The organism is Mesobacillus sp., from assembly GCF_047739415.1.
In the GTDB taxonomy this organism is placed as follows: Bacteria; Bacillota; Bacilli; order Bacillales; family Cytobacillaceae; genus Mesobacillus.
The window spans coordinates 1-13,835 of the sequence record NZ_JBIQOE010000152.1 but is presented as its reverse complement, the minus strand read 5'-3'; the positions used below and the strand labels follow the sequence as shown (position 1 = coordinate 13,835).

Genomic DNA, 13,835 nt, shown 5'->3' with positions numbered 1-13,835 from the left:
TTATATACATGATTAGTAAAACCGGTAATTGGGGTAATGAGAAGGAGAAGTTAATTGAAATTACGGAGGGGCTATTTTGGCTAATAATACTCAGGTTAAACATAAAGCAAATAAACAGTCAGGTTCAAAAAAGAATCAGACTGGTAAAAATAACAGAAAGTCATATATGAGAACTAATCCTAAGCCGCAGGAGATTGAGGAAAACAGGTTAAAGCGGGTTGATGAAAATAATCAAAAGCAGGATGGCAATAAAGGAAGCGGAAATGGGAAGCCATCCAATCATTCTACAAAAGAAAAAGGTAATTTCTCTTCAAATCATTCCAATAACGATAAAAGCAAGTCGTCTTCTCAACAGACCAGCAATGGAAATGGTAACTCATCCAAAAACGGTAACGGGAATGACAAATCAGTTTCCAATCAATCCAAAAACGGTAACGGGAATGACAAATCAGCTTCGAGTCTACCGAAAAACGGAAACAACAATGACAAACCGTCTTCCAACCATTCCAAAAACGGCAATGGGAAAAATCGTAAGAATGAAGGCGGTAAGAATTCATCCAATCAGAATCCCGATTCGGGCGCTAATGCTTCTGAAGATCACGATGTAAAGCATAAGGAGCAATCCGGAAAGTTCGAGACAGCTTTTAACAGGATTCACAAAGCGTTGAAGGAAATGGTGAAGGGGACGGACAGCGATGCGTTTGTCGAGCTGCTGTACTCCGGCTATAAAAATCATTCATTGGTGCGTAAATATAAAAGTGAACTGCACCAGTTTGCGAAGCTTCGGAATGCGATTGTTCATGAGCGGGTGAACGCTGATTATTATATTGCCGAGCCGCATATCGAGGTGGTGGAACGGATTGAGGAAATTGCCAGGGAGTTCGAGAAGCCGCAGACCGCGTTATCGATTGCGACCAGCCCTGTGTTTTACTATTATGAGGATGCCTATCTTAAAGATGTTCTAAAGGTCATCAATAAGTTTGATTTTACAAGATTCCCAGTCTATGACAAAGATGATAAGTATGTTGCCTTGCTGACTTCAACGGAGATCATCCAGTGGATGGCGAAGCATTTTTCCGACAGTGTGGTCCATTTCGAGGATGTCCGTGTAAAAGAGCTGTTAACGAAAGGGAAAAATTACTTTGTGACCTTTGTAGATGAGGATGCGTCTCTGTATCATATTGAAGAATTGTTTGAACGCTACCATACTAGAGGGAAGAAACTGCAGGCGGTCATCATTACGGAAACTGGGGACCGTCATGGAAAGCCGATCGGCGTCATCACCCCATGGGATCTGCTGGACAGCGATCCTGAAGATTGAGTTCCCGGTATGTGAACTGTCATTGACGAGAAGCCCGCGGTCCTGAAGATTGACATACAAGAACTTGAACAGTTTCTTCCCGAATAGTTCATTGACGAAATTAAGGCAAAATTGATATACTGCAGCTATTAAAAAACTATTTTTAAATCCGAAATAACTCTTATCCAGAGCGGCAAAGGGACAGGCCCTTTGAAGACCGGCAACCTTCATGTTTACAGAATGTAACGTGCTAAGTCCTGAAGATTGCATACTGAAGATAAGAGAGGCTGTACGGACAGAAACCTCTCCTGTTGTGGAGAGGTTTTTTACAATACTACGAATTCTAAAAGCAGGTGACAAGATGGCAAAAAAATTTGAAACAGAAGTACTTCATTCAATACATAACAAGCAAAAGGAAATAAAAAGCAAGGCGACACCGATTTATCAGACCTCCGCTTTTACTTTTAAGGATCTAGACGAGCTTGAGGGCTTTTACCAGGGAGAGGGGAATTATTTGTATTCAAGGGTAGGAAACCCGAATACAGATGAACTCGGTCAATCAATAGCGGCGCTTGAGTACGCGGAAGATGGGGTAGCGGCTTCCTCTGGTCTGGCTGCCATTTTAGCGGGAGTCCTGGCAGTAGTGAAGAATGGCGATCATATTGTTGCAGCCGACGATGTTTATGGCGGAAGCTTTCATATGCTGAAAGCAGAACTTGAACGCTTCGGAATCGAAACGACATTTGTATCTTTTTCCGATCTGGAAAATGTAGAGCAGGCCATCAAACCGAATACGAAGCTTCTATACACTGAGTCCATCACGAATCCACTCCTCCGTGTTGAAAAGCTAGAGGAAGTCATCTCGCTGGCTAAAAATAGAAAACTCACCGTATTGGTTGATAATACGTTCGCTACACCGCTTCATGTTCGGCCGTTTTTACTAGGAGCCGACCTGGTTGTCCACAGCGCGACGAAATACATTGGCGGTCACAGTGATGTCACCTCAGGTGTGGTTGTTGGCAAAAAGGAACTGATTGCAGAAGCGCGGGCTCGAATTGTGAACCTTGGAGCGAATCTCAGTCCATTTGAAGCGTGGCTGACTTGCAGAGGGTTGAAGACGCTGGCGTTAAGAATGAAGGCTCAATCGGTAAATGCAAGGCTGCTGGCTGACAGTCTGAGTGAACATCAGAATGTCGCTAAGGTATATTACCCATTTGCTGAAGGTGAAAAAGGGTTCGGTGCCATCGTGTCGATTGAACTGGCAGAACACGTGGATACGGACCAGTTTTTCAAGTCGCTTGGATGGATAAAAATTGTCCCGACACTTGCGGGAGTCGAAACGACTGTCTCCCACCCGCTGAAAACCTCCCATCGTGCACTGCCTCCAGAGGCTCAGGCTGAGCTTGGCATTACGTATGGTCTAGTCAGGATTTCAGTTGGAATTGAAAATAGTGATGACATTATCGAGCAATTTGAGGCTGCACTTGCAGCAGCCGGCAAATAATTTGGGTTAGGACTGAAGTATCCTCCGTTTGAAAAAGACTGTCTCCGTTTACCGAAACAGCCAGTAATCGTTCGACATAAGGTTTACACATCCTGTATGCGGGTATTTTTAAAAGGACTACTCGTCTAAAGGAGGCTTTTATTATGTTTGAACATGAAAAACATCTTGTTGGAGTATATGATAATGAGCAAGACGCAATCCAGGCTGTTGAGGACCTGAAAAGACAGGGCTACTCAACCGATGATATTTCTGTTATCAGTAAGAACGAAGATGAGGTTCACGATGTCAACGAAGCTACCGGTACAAAGACTGAGGAAGGTCTTGCTGCAGGTGCGGCAACAGGCGGCGTATTAGGCGGCCTTACTGGATTATTGGCAGGCATCGGAGCACTAGCGATTCCTGGAATAGGTCCAATCGTCGCTGCAGGCCCAATCGCTGCGACACTTACCGGCGCGGCAGTAGGCGCAGGTGCTGGCGGTTTAGCCGGAGCACTGATCGGAATGGGTATTCCGGAAGATGAAGCTGAACGCTACGAAGGCTATGTAAAAGAAGGTAAGATTCTTGTTGTTGTCGAGCGCGAAGAAAACAGAGTTGGCCTGAATGATGATGTTACAGCTATTGATGGCACAAGGACTCGCAATCCAGTTGATGCACCACTAACATCGGACAACCCTGCTAACACTCGTTTTGATAACACACGCGATTTTTAATAACCATGTCATTTATAAAGGCTGCCAGTAAAATCTGGCAGCCTTTTGGCGTTTAATGGAGAATCCGATCATCATTCATGAATATACAGCCGCAAAAGGCATTCACCTATACAGGGGAAAACATCTTGCATAGTTTAGTAATGAGGAGATTTTGTCCTCAGTCTACTATAAAGGATGAGAGGCATGAATTTTAAAGGCAAGAAACAAAAGCATGGATTCGGCGACAGTCAATGCCCGCCTGACCCACAGCCAGTCGATTGTACGGCTCCTTCTTCATATACTGTGCTGGATTCGATGGCAAATCCATTGTATGTGGTTACGTTCTTGGGAGTGGTCCCTGTCACAGAAGGGTACCGATGGGATTACCAAATCACCAATATAGATGCCCAAAATGCACTGAGTAACTGGGTGTTGGAACTGGAAGGATGTTTCAGTGATTTTGAATGTTTTGTCGGGGGTATCTTTCCGGCCGATGAAACGAATATTCCTGTCCCAACGACACAGGGAGATTGCTTATTCCCTTCTTCGAATCCCAACTTTCCGTGTCCAATGACTGACCCGTGTACAAATGTAGTAGGTTTGAAATTTGATAATTTGAATCCAGAGGGTGAGCCAGAACTTGAACCTGGGACAACACAGAGATTTTCGTTTATAATTCCTGAGAATCTCCCAGCAGAAGTAGCGTGCTTCCAGTTGAAGTTTGGAAACATGTCCCGCTGCGGAGAAATCTGTGCACCAGCATGTATATGCGATAATCCATGTATTTGCGAGGAAGATAATAATTTCACCTGCGATGTTATATTCCCGGATTGTTTCACTTTAGGAGGCACGGAAGAAGATGTAAGAGTTGCCTATTGTATTGGTGACGTCAGTGAATGTGTTATGGATGGAACATGCGAGGTGCTGGACACGATTAATGTTTGCAATACCAATTTGCAATGTTGTGTGCCTGTACAGCGCTGGAGGCAGGAATTTGACTTCCAGGTCATCTTCAATGTCCCGATTATTCCATTGCTTGGTTCAGGTGCCTGTGTAGAGGAACCAGTTTTTGTTTGTTGCCAGGATGAGGGAACGGCAATTCAAAACTGCTTCACCTGTATAGGCGACACTTCTGTTGAACCGCCTTGTGTTGAACCAGATTGTGAAAACACTGAAATTGTCGTTACAGGTTTAACTCCAATCGAAGATCTCTCCGGAACGATTATCGGAGTTACGATTGAATATTCTGTTGTTACCCCGCCATGTGCAAATGAAGTGATCGATGGTTAAGAAAAGAAGCTGGCTGCCTCATTAGCAGCCAGCTTTTCCTACTCTTTTTTCCGTGAATCCAATAAATCAATCCGGCTTGAATCATTAAGGTTAAAAGCCGTTGAGATAAAATACAACAAAATACTGCCAACTAAACCGAGACAAATGACAAAACCAATGGTCATCACCCAAAGATAGCCCATAATTCGCATTCCTCCCTTGATAAAACTATATGCACCGTTTTCGTGATGTTTTCACGCAAAAAAATAATAAAGTATAATTTCTTGAATTAATCTCATCCTATGAATTGAGGAGGAGTGAACAATGTTCAAGAAAATAATCTTAGCTCTATTATTAATCGTAATGGCAATCCCGACAGTGTCGTTTGCCCAGCAGGTGTATACGGTTCGTCCGGGGGATACACTTTGGAAGATTTCTGTAAGATATCAAATCGGCCTTTCGGAGATTATCGCCGCCAACCCGCAATTCAAGAATCCAAACTTGATCTATCCAGGACAAAGAGTCAATATACCAACTATAGGAGCAACCAAGAGTATTGAAAGCCAGGTAATCCAGCTGACAAATCAGGAGCGCGCTAAAAATGGACTGAAACCACTTGCTGCTGACTGGCAGCTTTCCAGGGTAGCCAGATACAAATCTGCAGATATGAGAGACAAGAATTATTTCTCCCATACAAGTCCAACCTATGGCAGCCCGTTTACGATGATGAAGAACTTTGGAATCAATTACCGAAGTGCAGCAGAAAACATCGCAGCCGGCCAAAGAACTCCAAATGAAGTAGTCCAATCCTGGATGAACAGTCCAGGGCATCGCAAGAACATTCTTAGCCCTACATACACCCATATCGGTGTTGGACATGCAACTGGCGGATCGTATGGACACTATTGGACGCAAATGTTTATCGCAAAATAACTAATTGCTGAATGGAAATAACCCAGTGAGTAGCCACTGGGTTATTTTTTTTGGAATTTTTGGTCTATCAGAGAGCAGAGAAAAGGAACAACGCCTCCAAAACTAGCCTATGAATGCCACGACCAACCAGTCCTGCGCCTTTCTAAGCCTCAAGCCCTACTCCAAAATCAAGCTCAGGCACGTTATGGATTTTTTACGAGAAAGGTAAGATGAAACCATAAGAGATAAGGAGGAATTGAACATGAAAAAATTTGGTTTACTTGCTGCCGGCTTCATTGCCGCCATGGTGCTGATTTCAAAACTTGGTCCGCTAATCGGACTTGGGGTCAGCTTGCTGGTACTCTACTTCGTCGTCAAGCAATTTTTAAAAACAGATTCGACCGCCGCAAAAATTGGCTGGGGAATCGTCGGCTTCATTATCTTGATGGCAACCGCTTCTAACGTACCAGCTATTCTGGGGATTGCAGCTGCTTATGTCCTGTACATTGTATACAAGAACTGGGATAAAAAAGAAGAAGTGATCCGCGAAGACAACGATCCTTTCGTCAACTTTGAAAAGCAATGGGCACAAATGAATAACAAATAATTTTTAAAAAAGGAGAGATTATCAAATGGCTAATCTATTAACAAGAATCAAAAACACGGTAATGGCAGACCTTCACGAGGCAATTGACCAGAAGGAAAGGAAAAACCCAATCGCATTGTTGAACCAATATCTGCGTGAATGTGAAGCGGAAACAGAGAAGGTCAGAAAGCTTCTTGAGCGTCAGGGACAATTGAAGGAACAGTTTGCTCGGGAGCATCATCAAGCGCTAGAAATGGCTGAAAAGAGGAAGTACCAATCTGAGGTGGCAATGAGAGCTGGGGAATCTGAGCTCCAGGAGTTTGCCAGCCAGGAACAGGTCCAATATGAAGAGCGCGCGACCAGGCTGAAGGAAGCGATGGAAAACGCGGTTAAACAACAGCTTGACCTAGAGCGGAAGTATGAAGAGATGAAGCATAAGTTAAAAGATATGCATATCCGCCGACTTGAATTGATGGGCCGTGAAAACGTGACCCGCGCCCATTACAGAATGGATCAGGTGCTTGAGAACAATTCAAACTCTGACAAAGCATATTCAAGGTTCGCAGACATGGAAACCTACCTTGACCAACTAGAGGAGAAAGTAAATAGCACATACAACCGCAATACAATAGACAGCAGGATTGCGCAGCTTGAAAAAGAGTTTAAAAATAAAGAATCACATACTATTTAATAGGCAAAACATGGTATTCTATAAAGGCGCAGGCACCTGCGCCTTTTGGGGTATCACCTCGAAAGGACTTCATATTAACGTTCCTCTATCATGTAATTCCAATTTAAAATAAATTTAGAGGAAGGGAGGAAACAGCATGTTGAACAACATGAAAAATGATTACATTAGCTGGATTGTGATTACTGGACTCATATTGCTTTTGCTCGAAGTTTCATTTTTTAACGAAGGACTGATATTCTCCCTCCTTGCAAGCGGAGCAATGGTTTACTTTGGCCGTACTTTAATGTCGAAAAAATCCGGTAAGGTGCTTTTTTGGGTAGGCTTGTTCTTTTTCCTGAGCAGTGTTTTCAGCATGATGACATTCAGGTTTTTCTTATTGGCGGTGCTAATCTATCTTGCCTATCAATTTGCACAGTCGAAAAAGAAACCCGAGGTAATCACGCCAGTTTTACAGGAGCCTGAAAAAGAACTCAGGAAGGAGATGCTGGTTGAAAAGCCTCCTTTATTTAAAAATCGTTTGTTTGGTCATCAGGAAACGCCTTCCCATGTGTATGAATGGAACGATGTCAATATCCAGACAGGGGTCGGCGACAGCGTGGTCGATTTAAGCCTGACGGTGCTGCCAAAGGGAGAGACCGTTATTTTCATCCGTAATATCATTGGCAATCTAAAAGTGTATGTGCCATATGATTTAGAGCTCACCCTCCGGCATTCATCAGTTATTGGCTCTGCTGAAGTATTTGAGCATGAAGAAGGAAGGGTGCTGAACCAGAACCTGTATGTGCAAACTCCAAACTATGACGAGGCTGAGCAAAAAGTAAAAATTTTCACCTCGATGCTTGTTGGTAATATCGAGGTGAAACGAATATGACGACAGCCATGCGCCAAATTTTATGGGGATTGGCCCTCGGGATTATTTTGTTCATAGCGGTGACTTTGTCTTTTGTGCTTGTTTTTCCGGTAGCGAAGCTATCTGATTTATGGAATCGCGAGTTAATGGATATTCCCTTCATCATCTTCACGTTTAGCATTAGTGTCGTGTTAGGCGTCGCTTTTGGAATGGCGTCAGGGACATACTGGCGAAAGCAATTCAGGACGGTCGACAACTGGCTATTCCAGCTGGAGGAAGGCCAGGAGCCCGAAATTGAACAAAATCAGGCATACGCGGAAATCTCTTCGATTTCGAAAAGAGTCAGTAAGCTTCATAAGCAAATCTCTGAAAAGGCGATGCTGTCACAGAGACTGGCCACTGAAAAAGCAGAGGAGCAAGAGTCGCGGATCCAGGAAATCATTTCGCAGGAGCGCAACAGGCTCGCCAGGGAACTGCATGACTCGGTCAGCCAGCAGCTATTTGCGGCATCGATGCTGATGTCTGCGATTAATGAAACAAAGGGGCCTTCCGAGGAACGAGAAGCGAAGCAACTGAAGATGGTCGAGGAAATGATACATCAGTCGCAGCTGGAAATGAGAGCGTTGCTTCTGCATCTCCGTCCGGTTGCCTTGAAAGGGAAAAGCCTGCAGGAAGGAATCGAGGAGCTGTTAATCGAATTAAGACAAAAAGTCACCATGAATATCAAGTGGAAGGTGGAGCCGTTCCCGTTGGATAAAGGAGTCGAAGACCACTTATTCCGCATCCTCCAGGAGTCTGTTTCGAATACGCTTCGCCATGCAAAAGCAGAAGAGCTCGAAGTACTGTTGATCAAGCGTGATGATAAAGTCATCATGCGTGTGGTCGATGATGGTATTGGTTTTAGGATAGAAGAAACAAAAGCAGGATCATATGGCCTCCAGAATATGCATGAACGTGCCGGGGAAGTCGGCGGTACATTGAAGATTGTCAGTGTAGAAAATAAAGGGACCAGGCTTGAGGTCAAGGTTCCAATATTAGTGGTGGCGGGTGAGAAGAATGATTAAAGTTGTTTTTGTAGATGACCACGAAATGGTGCGGATTGGAGTTTCGTCGTATTTATCGGCCCAGCCGGATATTGAGGTAATCGGCGAGGCGGATAATGGAAAGACAGGTGTCGAGATGGCGCTTAAGCTGCGGCCGGATATTATTCTCATGGATCTGGTCATGAAGGAAATGGACGGAATCGAGGCGACAAAGCAGATCATCGAGCAGTGGCCTGAAGCAAAAATCATCATCGTAACGAGTTTCCTTGATGATGAAAAAGTGTATCCCGCGCTTGAAGCCGGAGCGACGAGTTATATGCTGAAAACATCGAAAGCCAGTGAAATTGCTAAAGCTGTAAGGGTTACATTCTCAGGTCAGCCTGTGCTCGAGCCAGAAGTGACGGGCAAGATGATGATGAAAATGCGCCAGAAAAACAATGTTGAGCTGCACGAAGAGCTGACAGAGCGCGAGATGGAAGTCTTGAAGCTGATTGCCGAAGGAAAGACAAACCAGGATATCGCCGACGAACTATTCATCGCCCTGAAGACCGTGAAGACGCACGTCAGCAATATCTTAAGCAAGCTTCAGGTCCAGGACCGAACCCAGGCAGTCATCTATGCATTCAGGCATTCTATCGTAAAATAACACAGGGAGGTGCTCTGTATGGAGCCGTTATTTGGTTTGTTCGGTCTGTTTGGGGTATTGTTGTCAATCGGATTGCCAATCGTTCTAATTGTCCTTTTTGTCATGCTGGTCACCAGCACAAAAAGACAGGAAGCATTGTTGACTGATATCCTTGCCGAATTGAGAAGGACGGATTCAACTCATGAACATTTAGATCGATAAAACAAAAAGAGGCCAGTGGCCCCTTTTAAATCTTAATTTGCTTTCTTATCGATTACATCTAATTTCATAAGCATTTCGCTTAACGCTATGGATATGACTTCCCGTTCTTCAAATTCATTTGGATAACGGGAAGCACTATTTATATAGTCATGCTTTTCAGCTAACTTTTCCTTTATCTTTTTACACATCCAGAGCTGGTAATCAGAAAGTTCCAGTTGTCTAAGCATTTGTCACCCACTCCTTCGTTAGTTATCCATTACCCGCAGGCCAAGCTTGCTTAAACGCTTTATCCACAAGATTATAGTTTTGGGAAAAATTGAGAAAGCCCAATGTGTAAGCACTGAACGGGATTAAATCAAACGTTTGATTAACTTGATTAAGTGACTGAATGAGGCAGTGACAGGCATTAACAGCGGCAGAAGCTGGGATGATTAAGTGTCCATTTCTTCCTATGGTGCCAGGTTCTTACAGATAATTACGAAACCGGTCACATATCCGTTGCTCATGTGCCCGGTTTTTCAATTTGACCAAGAGACCGGGAACATATCAGTTGTAAAAGTGCCCGGTTATCCCATTTGATCACGAGACACGTCACTTATCCGTTGCTTAAGTGCCCGGTTATTCCATTTGATCAGGAGACCGGGAACATATTTGTTGTTTATGTGCCCGGTTTGTCCATTTGATCACAAGACCGGTCACATATCCAATCTTTATATGCGGGGTTTCTGCACCAGGAAAGAATTATTCCATTCCAGGAACATTTCAGGAAAAACTTGCTAAAATCATTGTGTGATTGTAAAATTAAACTAACTATTATTGAACGGAGGTGAGGAGAGATGATCAAGGCTGTTTTTGTACGCGGATTTTGGAATGAATTCCTTTATTTTTGTCGTGCAAAATTTGCTGTTGCAGCTGCCAACGGGATACGTATGCCCTTTTTTAACAGCTCAATATCAAATACAAACGGTAAGATCATCTCTTTTCCCGCTTAATTGCAAGCTTCGGTGAATGGGGAGGGCTCTTTTGCCCTCCTTTTGTATTCACTTTGATTGCTATAGCCAGGAGCAGAGTCATCTGCCCCTGGCTTTTTTGTGCTTTTAAAAACAAACCGGGCGGCATTTGGTGAAAAGGGGGATCGTTAATAGGAGGAAAAAATAATGATAGCATGCAGTATTAACCATATAAGCAAAATGTACGGAGGCAATCTGATTTTTGAAGATTTGTCTTTTGAAATAAACGAGAAAGACAGGGTGGGCCTGGTCGGACCAAACGGATGCGGCAAGACAACGTTGATGAAACTGATTGCCGGCATGGAAGAGACGGACCAAGGAAAGATTCATTGGAAAAAGGGTTTGAAAATCGGCTACCTGGCGCAGATTCCTCTTTATGAAGAGAGGATGACCGCCAGGGGAGTTCTGGAAACAGCCTTTGACGAGTTAATCGCTGTTCAGGCGGAGATGAAGCAGCTCGAATCCGAGATGGCAGAAGCAGGCGAGGACTCGCTTAAACTTGAAAGGCTGCTGGCGAAATACGGTGTTCTCCAGGAGAAGTTTACTCTCGGAGGCGGTTATGAAATGGAAGCCAATATTGACCGCATTGCCAACGGCTTGAAAATCGATGGACTGCTTGATTCGAAATTTAACAGCCTTAGCGGCGGTGAGAAAACGAAGGTAGGTCTGGGATTGAGCTTGTTGAGAAGTCCAGATTTGCTGCTTCTCGATGAGCCGACGAACCACCTGGATATCATGGCTGCTGAGTGGCTGGCTGAGTTTTTGAAAGAATATGATGGTACCGTTGTGATCATCTCGCATGACCGTTATTTCCTTGATGAAACAGCAACGAAAATCCTCGACCTTGAAGATGGCGAGATTGACCTCTATCATGCCAATTACTCCGGGTTCATCAAGGAAAAAGAAGCGAAATTACTGCGGGAATTCCAGGCATTTGAAGAGCAGCAGCGGAAAATCAAGAAGATGAAAGAGGCAATCAAGCGACTGCGTGACTGGGCGAATAGATCGAACCCTCCAAGTTCGGCGCTCCATAAAAGGGCAACGAACATGGTGAGAGCGCTAGCCAGGATGGAGAAGCTGGACCGGCCGATTTTAAACAGGAAGAAAATGAATTTCGAGCTGGATACAGGTGCGCGGAGCGGGAAGGACGTACTCGTTTTTAAAGATGTGCATAAATCATTTGGAGATCGAGAACTTTTTTCAAAGGTTAATCTTCAGCTTCACTATCAGGACCGTGCAGCGATTGTCGGCGAAAATGGTTCGGGTAAAACAACGCTTCTGAAGTTCGTCAAGGGTGAACTTGCACCTGACCATGGAGAAGTCCGAAACGGAAGCAATGTCAAAATCGGGTACCTATCACAGCATATGGAGCTTTCCAGTCGGACCGGCACCGTGCTTGATGCCTTCCGAAACGAGGTCGTAATGAATGAGGGAGAGGCCCGAAATGTACTTGCCGGCTTCCTGTTCTATGGTCCGGATGTCTTTAAGAAAGTATCCCAGCTAAGCGGCGGCGAACGGATGAGACTGCGTCTTGCCCAGTTGATGCATCAGGACCTCAATTTCCTAATTCTTGATGAACCAACCAATCATCTGGATATCGATTCACGAGAAGTACTGGAGGAAGCACTGGCAGGATTCGAGGGTACGCTCCTGGCTGTTTCCCATGACCGCTATTTCTTGAATAAGCTTTTTGACAAGGTTTACTGGCTGGAAGGCGGAGAGCTGACGGAAATAGAAGGTAATTATGACCGGACGAGAGTGAAGATGGCAGAGAAACGGAAGAAGTGGGAGTCGGCTGCTCCTGCTCCTGCGGAATCTGTAAAGCCTCCTATAAGGCAAGAAAAAGCAAAAGAACCTGTTGTTGATATTGACGAGGAAGCTCTATTTGAAGAAATCGAGAGTCACGAAAAATCGATTGGCGAGCTTGAACAGCAAATGGCCATAATGACCGATCTGGAATTGCTCCAGAAGCTCCACGCTGAAAAAGAAGCATTAGAATCAAAACGAAATCAGCTGTATTCAAAGCTTGAGGAAATATCATAAAACATGTTGAAGAACTGCTTATGAAGGCAGTTCTTCCTTTTTTTTACTGGTAAAAATACGCCGTATTTTCCAATTCGCTATAATAAAGAAATTCTCGCTATAAAAATGAAAAACTCGCTATAAAAATGAAAATGTCGCTATAAATAAGGAATTCCCGCTAAAAAAAAATTCTCAACCATGGAGCTGACTCACTCAAACACCTTTTAGTTAACTCCTTCATATTGTCCGGACTTGTCTCATATGTTTATAGGAGTAAATGAGACGGGATTGGGAGAGAAGCTATGAATACTTTTTTAAAAGGGATGTCTATCCTCGTGGTTGCTACTTTTCTAGGAGAAGTGGTTGAGTTCCTCGTCAATATGATTCTGGCAAGGGAGCTCGGGGAAAGCGGGATGGGGCATTACATGACGATATTGCCGACGATTTTCCTGATCATGATGCTTGCGAGCTTTGAACTGCCGGTGTCGATTTCAAAGATGATCGCGGAGAAGGATGAGTCTTATCACCGGAGCATGATTAAACATGCCATAAGGCTTGCGGTTGTATTCACAACGGTCCTGCTAATCGCTGCTGCCATTGTGCTTCCAATCATTCCTGTGTTCAAGGATTATCACCCCCTGCTTAAATGGGTCGTGCTGTCACTTATACCGGTGATGACGATTACCGCTATCGCCAGGGGATTTTTCATGGGAAAACAGGACATGGGGAAAATTGCGATTTCCCATTTTATCAGGAGAGCTGTCCAGCTAATCCTGCTCTCAGCACTTTTTCAGTTTTTTGAGTTTGGGAGCGAAACAGCGCTCCTTGTTGCCTTTTGTACACTGGCGGGCAGCGAACTCGTCGTCTTTCTTTATCTATTACACTACTTCATTATGTCTTATCAGAGGATTAAAAGTGTACCAGGTAAGCATGTAAGCGGACGAGAGGTAAGGAAAAGTCTTGTGGAGGTTTCCGTGCCGACGACAGGGCTGAGGATTTTTCATTCCCTGACGCATGCTGTCCAGCCATTTCTGATAAAGTTTGCGATTGTCAGCGCAGGATTTTCAGCCGAAATGGCAACGGAACAATTTGGGATGATGGCGGGGATTGCG

Annotated in this window: 16 protein-coding genes and 1 riboswitch; of the genes, 14 read left to right on the top strand and 2 right to left on the bottom strand. The window is 44.3% G+C overall.

Going from position 1 to position 13,835, the window contains the following annotated elements; genetic code table 11:
* Positions 1-76: 76 nt before the first annotated feature.
* The 4 genes from ACH0QE_RS11965 (at position 77) to ACH0QE_RS11950 (ending at position 4,783) form a co-directional block, all read left to right on the top strand.
* On the top strand, positions 77-1,321 hold the full coding sequence (locus tag ACH0QE_RS11965) for a CBS domain-containing protein (RefSeq protein ID WP_415800872.1): 1,245 nt from the start codon (positions 77-79) through the stop codon (positions 1,319-1,321).
* Between the two features lie 157 nt (positions 1,322-1,478).
* Positions 1,479-1,584, top strand: a riboswitch (SAM riboswitch).
* 77 nt (positions 1,585-1,661) lie between these two features.
* Positions 1,662-2,804, top strand: a complete 1,143-nt coding sequence (locus ACH0QE_RS11960) for a trans-sulfuration enzyme family protein (RefSeq protein WP_415800871.1) — start codon at positions 1,662-1,664, stop codon at positions 2,802-2,804.
* A gap of 143 nt (positions 2,805-2,947) precedes the next feature.
* Positions 2,948-3,514 (top strand): general stress protein, encoded by a 567-nt coding sequence (locus ACH0QE_RS11955; RefSeq protein WP_415800870.1) that lies wholly within the window; start codon positions 2,948-2,950, stop codon positions 3,512-3,514.
* 183 nt (positions 3,515-3,697) lie between these two features.
* Positions 3,698-4,783, top strand: a complete 1,086-nt coding sequence (locus ACH0QE_RS11950; RefSeq protein WP_415800869.1) for a hypothetical protein — start codon at positions 3,698-3,700, stop codon at positions 4,781-4,783.
* A gap of 38 nt (positions 4,784-4,821) precedes the next feature.
* Here ACH0QE_RS11950 and ACH0QE_RS11945 read toward each other — a convergent pair whose 3' ends face one another.
* A complete protein-coding gene (locus ACH0QE_RS11945) occupies positions 4,822-4,965 on the bottom strand; it encodes a hypothetical protein (protein ID WP_415800868.1) in 144 nt (47 codons plus the stop codon).
* Between the two features lie 121 nt (positions 4,966-5,086).
* Here ACH0QE_RS11945 and safA point away from each other — a divergent pair, with 121 nt between their 5' ends.
* The 7 genes from safA (at position 5,087) to ACH0QE_RS11910 (ending at position 9,691) form a co-directional block, all read left to right on the top strand.
* Complete coding sequence (safA, locus tag ACH0QE_RS11940; RefSeq protein ID WP_415800867.1) at positions 5,087-5,695, top strand: SafA/ExsA family spore coat assembly protein; 609 nt, start codon at positions 5,087-5,089, stop codon at positions 5,693-5,695.
* Between the two features lie 241 nt (positions 5,696-5,936).
* Positions 5,937-6,281 (top strand): flagellar basal body rod protein, encoded by a 345-nt coding sequence (locus tag ACH0QE_RS11935; RefSeq protein WP_415800866.1) that lies wholly within the window; start codon positions 5,937-5,939, stop codon positions 6,279-6,281.
* Between the two features lie 25 nt (positions 6,282-6,306).
* The gene (locus tag ACH0QE_RS11930; RefSeq protein ID WP_415800865.1) at positions 6,307-6,951 is read left to right on the top strand and encodes a PspA/IM30 family protein; all 645 of its coding nucleotides are present in this window, start codon (positions 6,307-6,309) and stop codon (positions 6,949-6,951) included.
* Positions 6,952-7,087: 136 nt separating this feature from the next.
* Entirely contained in the window at positions 7,088-7,822 is a 735-nt protein-coding gene (gene liaF / locus ACH0QE_RS11925; RefSeq protein ID WP_415800864.1) for a cell wall-active antibiotics response protein LiaF, read from the top strand.
* Entirely contained in the window at positions 7,819-8,865 is a 1,047-nt protein-coding gene (locus tag ACH0QE_RS11920) for a sensor histidine kinase (protein WP_415800863.1), read from the top strand. The genes liaF and ACH0QE_RS11920 overlap by 4 nt, the downstream gene beginning before the upstream one ends.
* Positions 8,858-9,490: a response regulator transcription factor gene (locus tag ACH0QE_RS11915; protein WP_415800862.1), complete on the top strand. Its 633-nt coding sequence runs from the start codon at positions 8,858-8,860 to the stop codon at positions 9,488-9,490. Before ACH0QE_RS11920 ends, ACH0QE_RS11915 begins: the two co-directional genes overlap by 8 nt.
* Positions 9,491-9,508: 18 nt before the next feature.
* Positions 9,509-9,691, top strand: a complete 183-nt coding sequence (locus tag ACH0QE_RS11910) for a hypothetical protein (protein ID WP_415800861.1) — start codon at positions 9,509-9,511, stop codon at positions 9,689-9,691.
* Between the two features lie 32 nt (positions 9,692-9,723).
* Here ACH0QE_RS11910 and ACH0QE_RS11905 read toward each other — a convergent pair whose 3' ends face one another.
* Positions 9,724-9,918, bottom strand: a complete 195-nt coding sequence (locus tag ACH0QE_RS11905) for a hypothetical protein (RefSeq protein WP_192469657.1) — start codon at positions 9,916-9,918, stop codon at positions 9,724-9,726.
* A 609-nt stretch (positions 9,919-10,527) separates the two neighbouring features.
* On the opposite strand from ACH0QE_RS11905, the gene ACH0QE_RS11900 reads away from it, so the two are divergent.
* The 3 genes from ACH0QE_RS11900 to ACH0QE_RS11890 all read left to right on the top strand — a co-directional run.
* A complete protein-coding gene (locus tag ACH0QE_RS11900) occupies positions 10,528-10,683 on the top strand; it encodes an RAxF-45 family protein (protein ID WP_415800860.1) in 156 nt (51 codons plus the stop codon).
* Between the two features lie 165 nt (positions 10,684-10,848).
* The gene (gene abc-f, locus ACH0QE_RS11895) at positions 10,849-12,744 is read left to right on the top strand and encodes a ribosomal protection-like ABC-F family protein (RefSeq protein ID WP_415800859.1); all 1,896 of its coding nucleotides are present in this window, start codon (positions 10,849-10,851) and stop codon (positions 12,742-12,744) included.
* Between the two features lie 281 nt (positions 12,745-13,025).
* On the top strand, positions 13,026-13,835 hold an 810-nt coding region (locus tag ACH0QE_RS11890; protein ID WP_415800858.1), incomplete at its 3' end, for an oligosaccharide flippase family protein.

Excerpts from the sequence above, each read along its gene's own strand:
- ACH0QE_RS11935 (WP_415800866.1), top strand. The coding sequence starts at position 5,937 with ATGAAAAAATTTGGTTTACTTGCTGCCGGCTTCATTGCCGCCATGGTG.
- ACH0QE_RS11950 (WP_415800869.1), top strand. The coding sequence starts at position 3,698 with ATGAATTTTAAAGGCAAGAAACAAAAGCATGGATTCGGCGACAGTCAA.
- ACH0QE_RS11910 (WP_415800861.1), top strand. The coding sequence starts at position 9,509 with ATGGAGCCGTTATTTGGTTTGTTCGGTCTGTTTGGGGTATTGTTGTCA.
- liaF (WP_415800864.1), top strand. The coding sequence starts at position 7,088 with ATGTTGAACAACATGAAAAATGATTACATTAGCTGGATTGTGATTACT.
- ACH0QE_RS11905 (WP_192469657.1), bottom strand. The coding sequence starts at position 9,918 with ATGCTTAGACAACTGGAACTTTCTGATTACCAGCTCTGGATGTGTAAA.
- safA (WP_415800867.1), top strand. The coding sequence starts at position 5,087 with ATGTTCAAGAAAATAATCTTAGCTCTATTATTAATCGTAATGGCAATC.
- ACH0QE_RS11955 (WP_415800870.1), top strand. The coding sequence starts at position 2,948 with ATGTTTGAACATGAAAAACATCTTGTTGGAGTATATGATAATGAGCAA.
- ACH0QE_RS11920 (WP_415800863.1), top strand. The coding sequence starts at position 7,819 with ATGACGACAGCCATGCGCCAAATTTTATGGGGATTGGCCCTCGGGATT.
- ACH0QE_RS11915 (WP_415800862.1), top strand. The coding sequence starts at position 8,858 with ATGATTAAAGTTGTTTTTGTAGATGACCACGAAATGGTGCGGATTGGA.
- abc-f (WP_415800859.1), top strand. The coding sequence starts at position 10,849 with ATGATAGCATGCAGTATTAACCATATAAGCAAAATGTACGGAGGCAAT.
- ACH0QE_RS11945 (WP_415800868.1), bottom strand. The coding sequence starts at position 4,965 with ATGGGCTATCTTTGGGTGATGACCATTGGTTTTGTCATTTGTCTCGGT.
- ACH0QE_RS11930 (WP_415800865.1), top strand. The coding sequence starts at position 6,307 with ATGGCTAATCTATTAACAAGAATCAAAAACACGGTAATGGCAGACCTT.
- ACH0QE_RS11900 (WP_415800860.1), top strand. The coding sequence starts at position 10,528 with ATGATCAAGGCTGTTTTTGTACGCGGATTTTGGAATGAATTCCTTTAT.
- ACH0QE_RS11960 (WP_415800871.1), top strand. The coding sequence starts at position 1,662 with ATGGCAAAAAAATTTGAAACAGAAGTACTTCATTCAATACATAACAAG.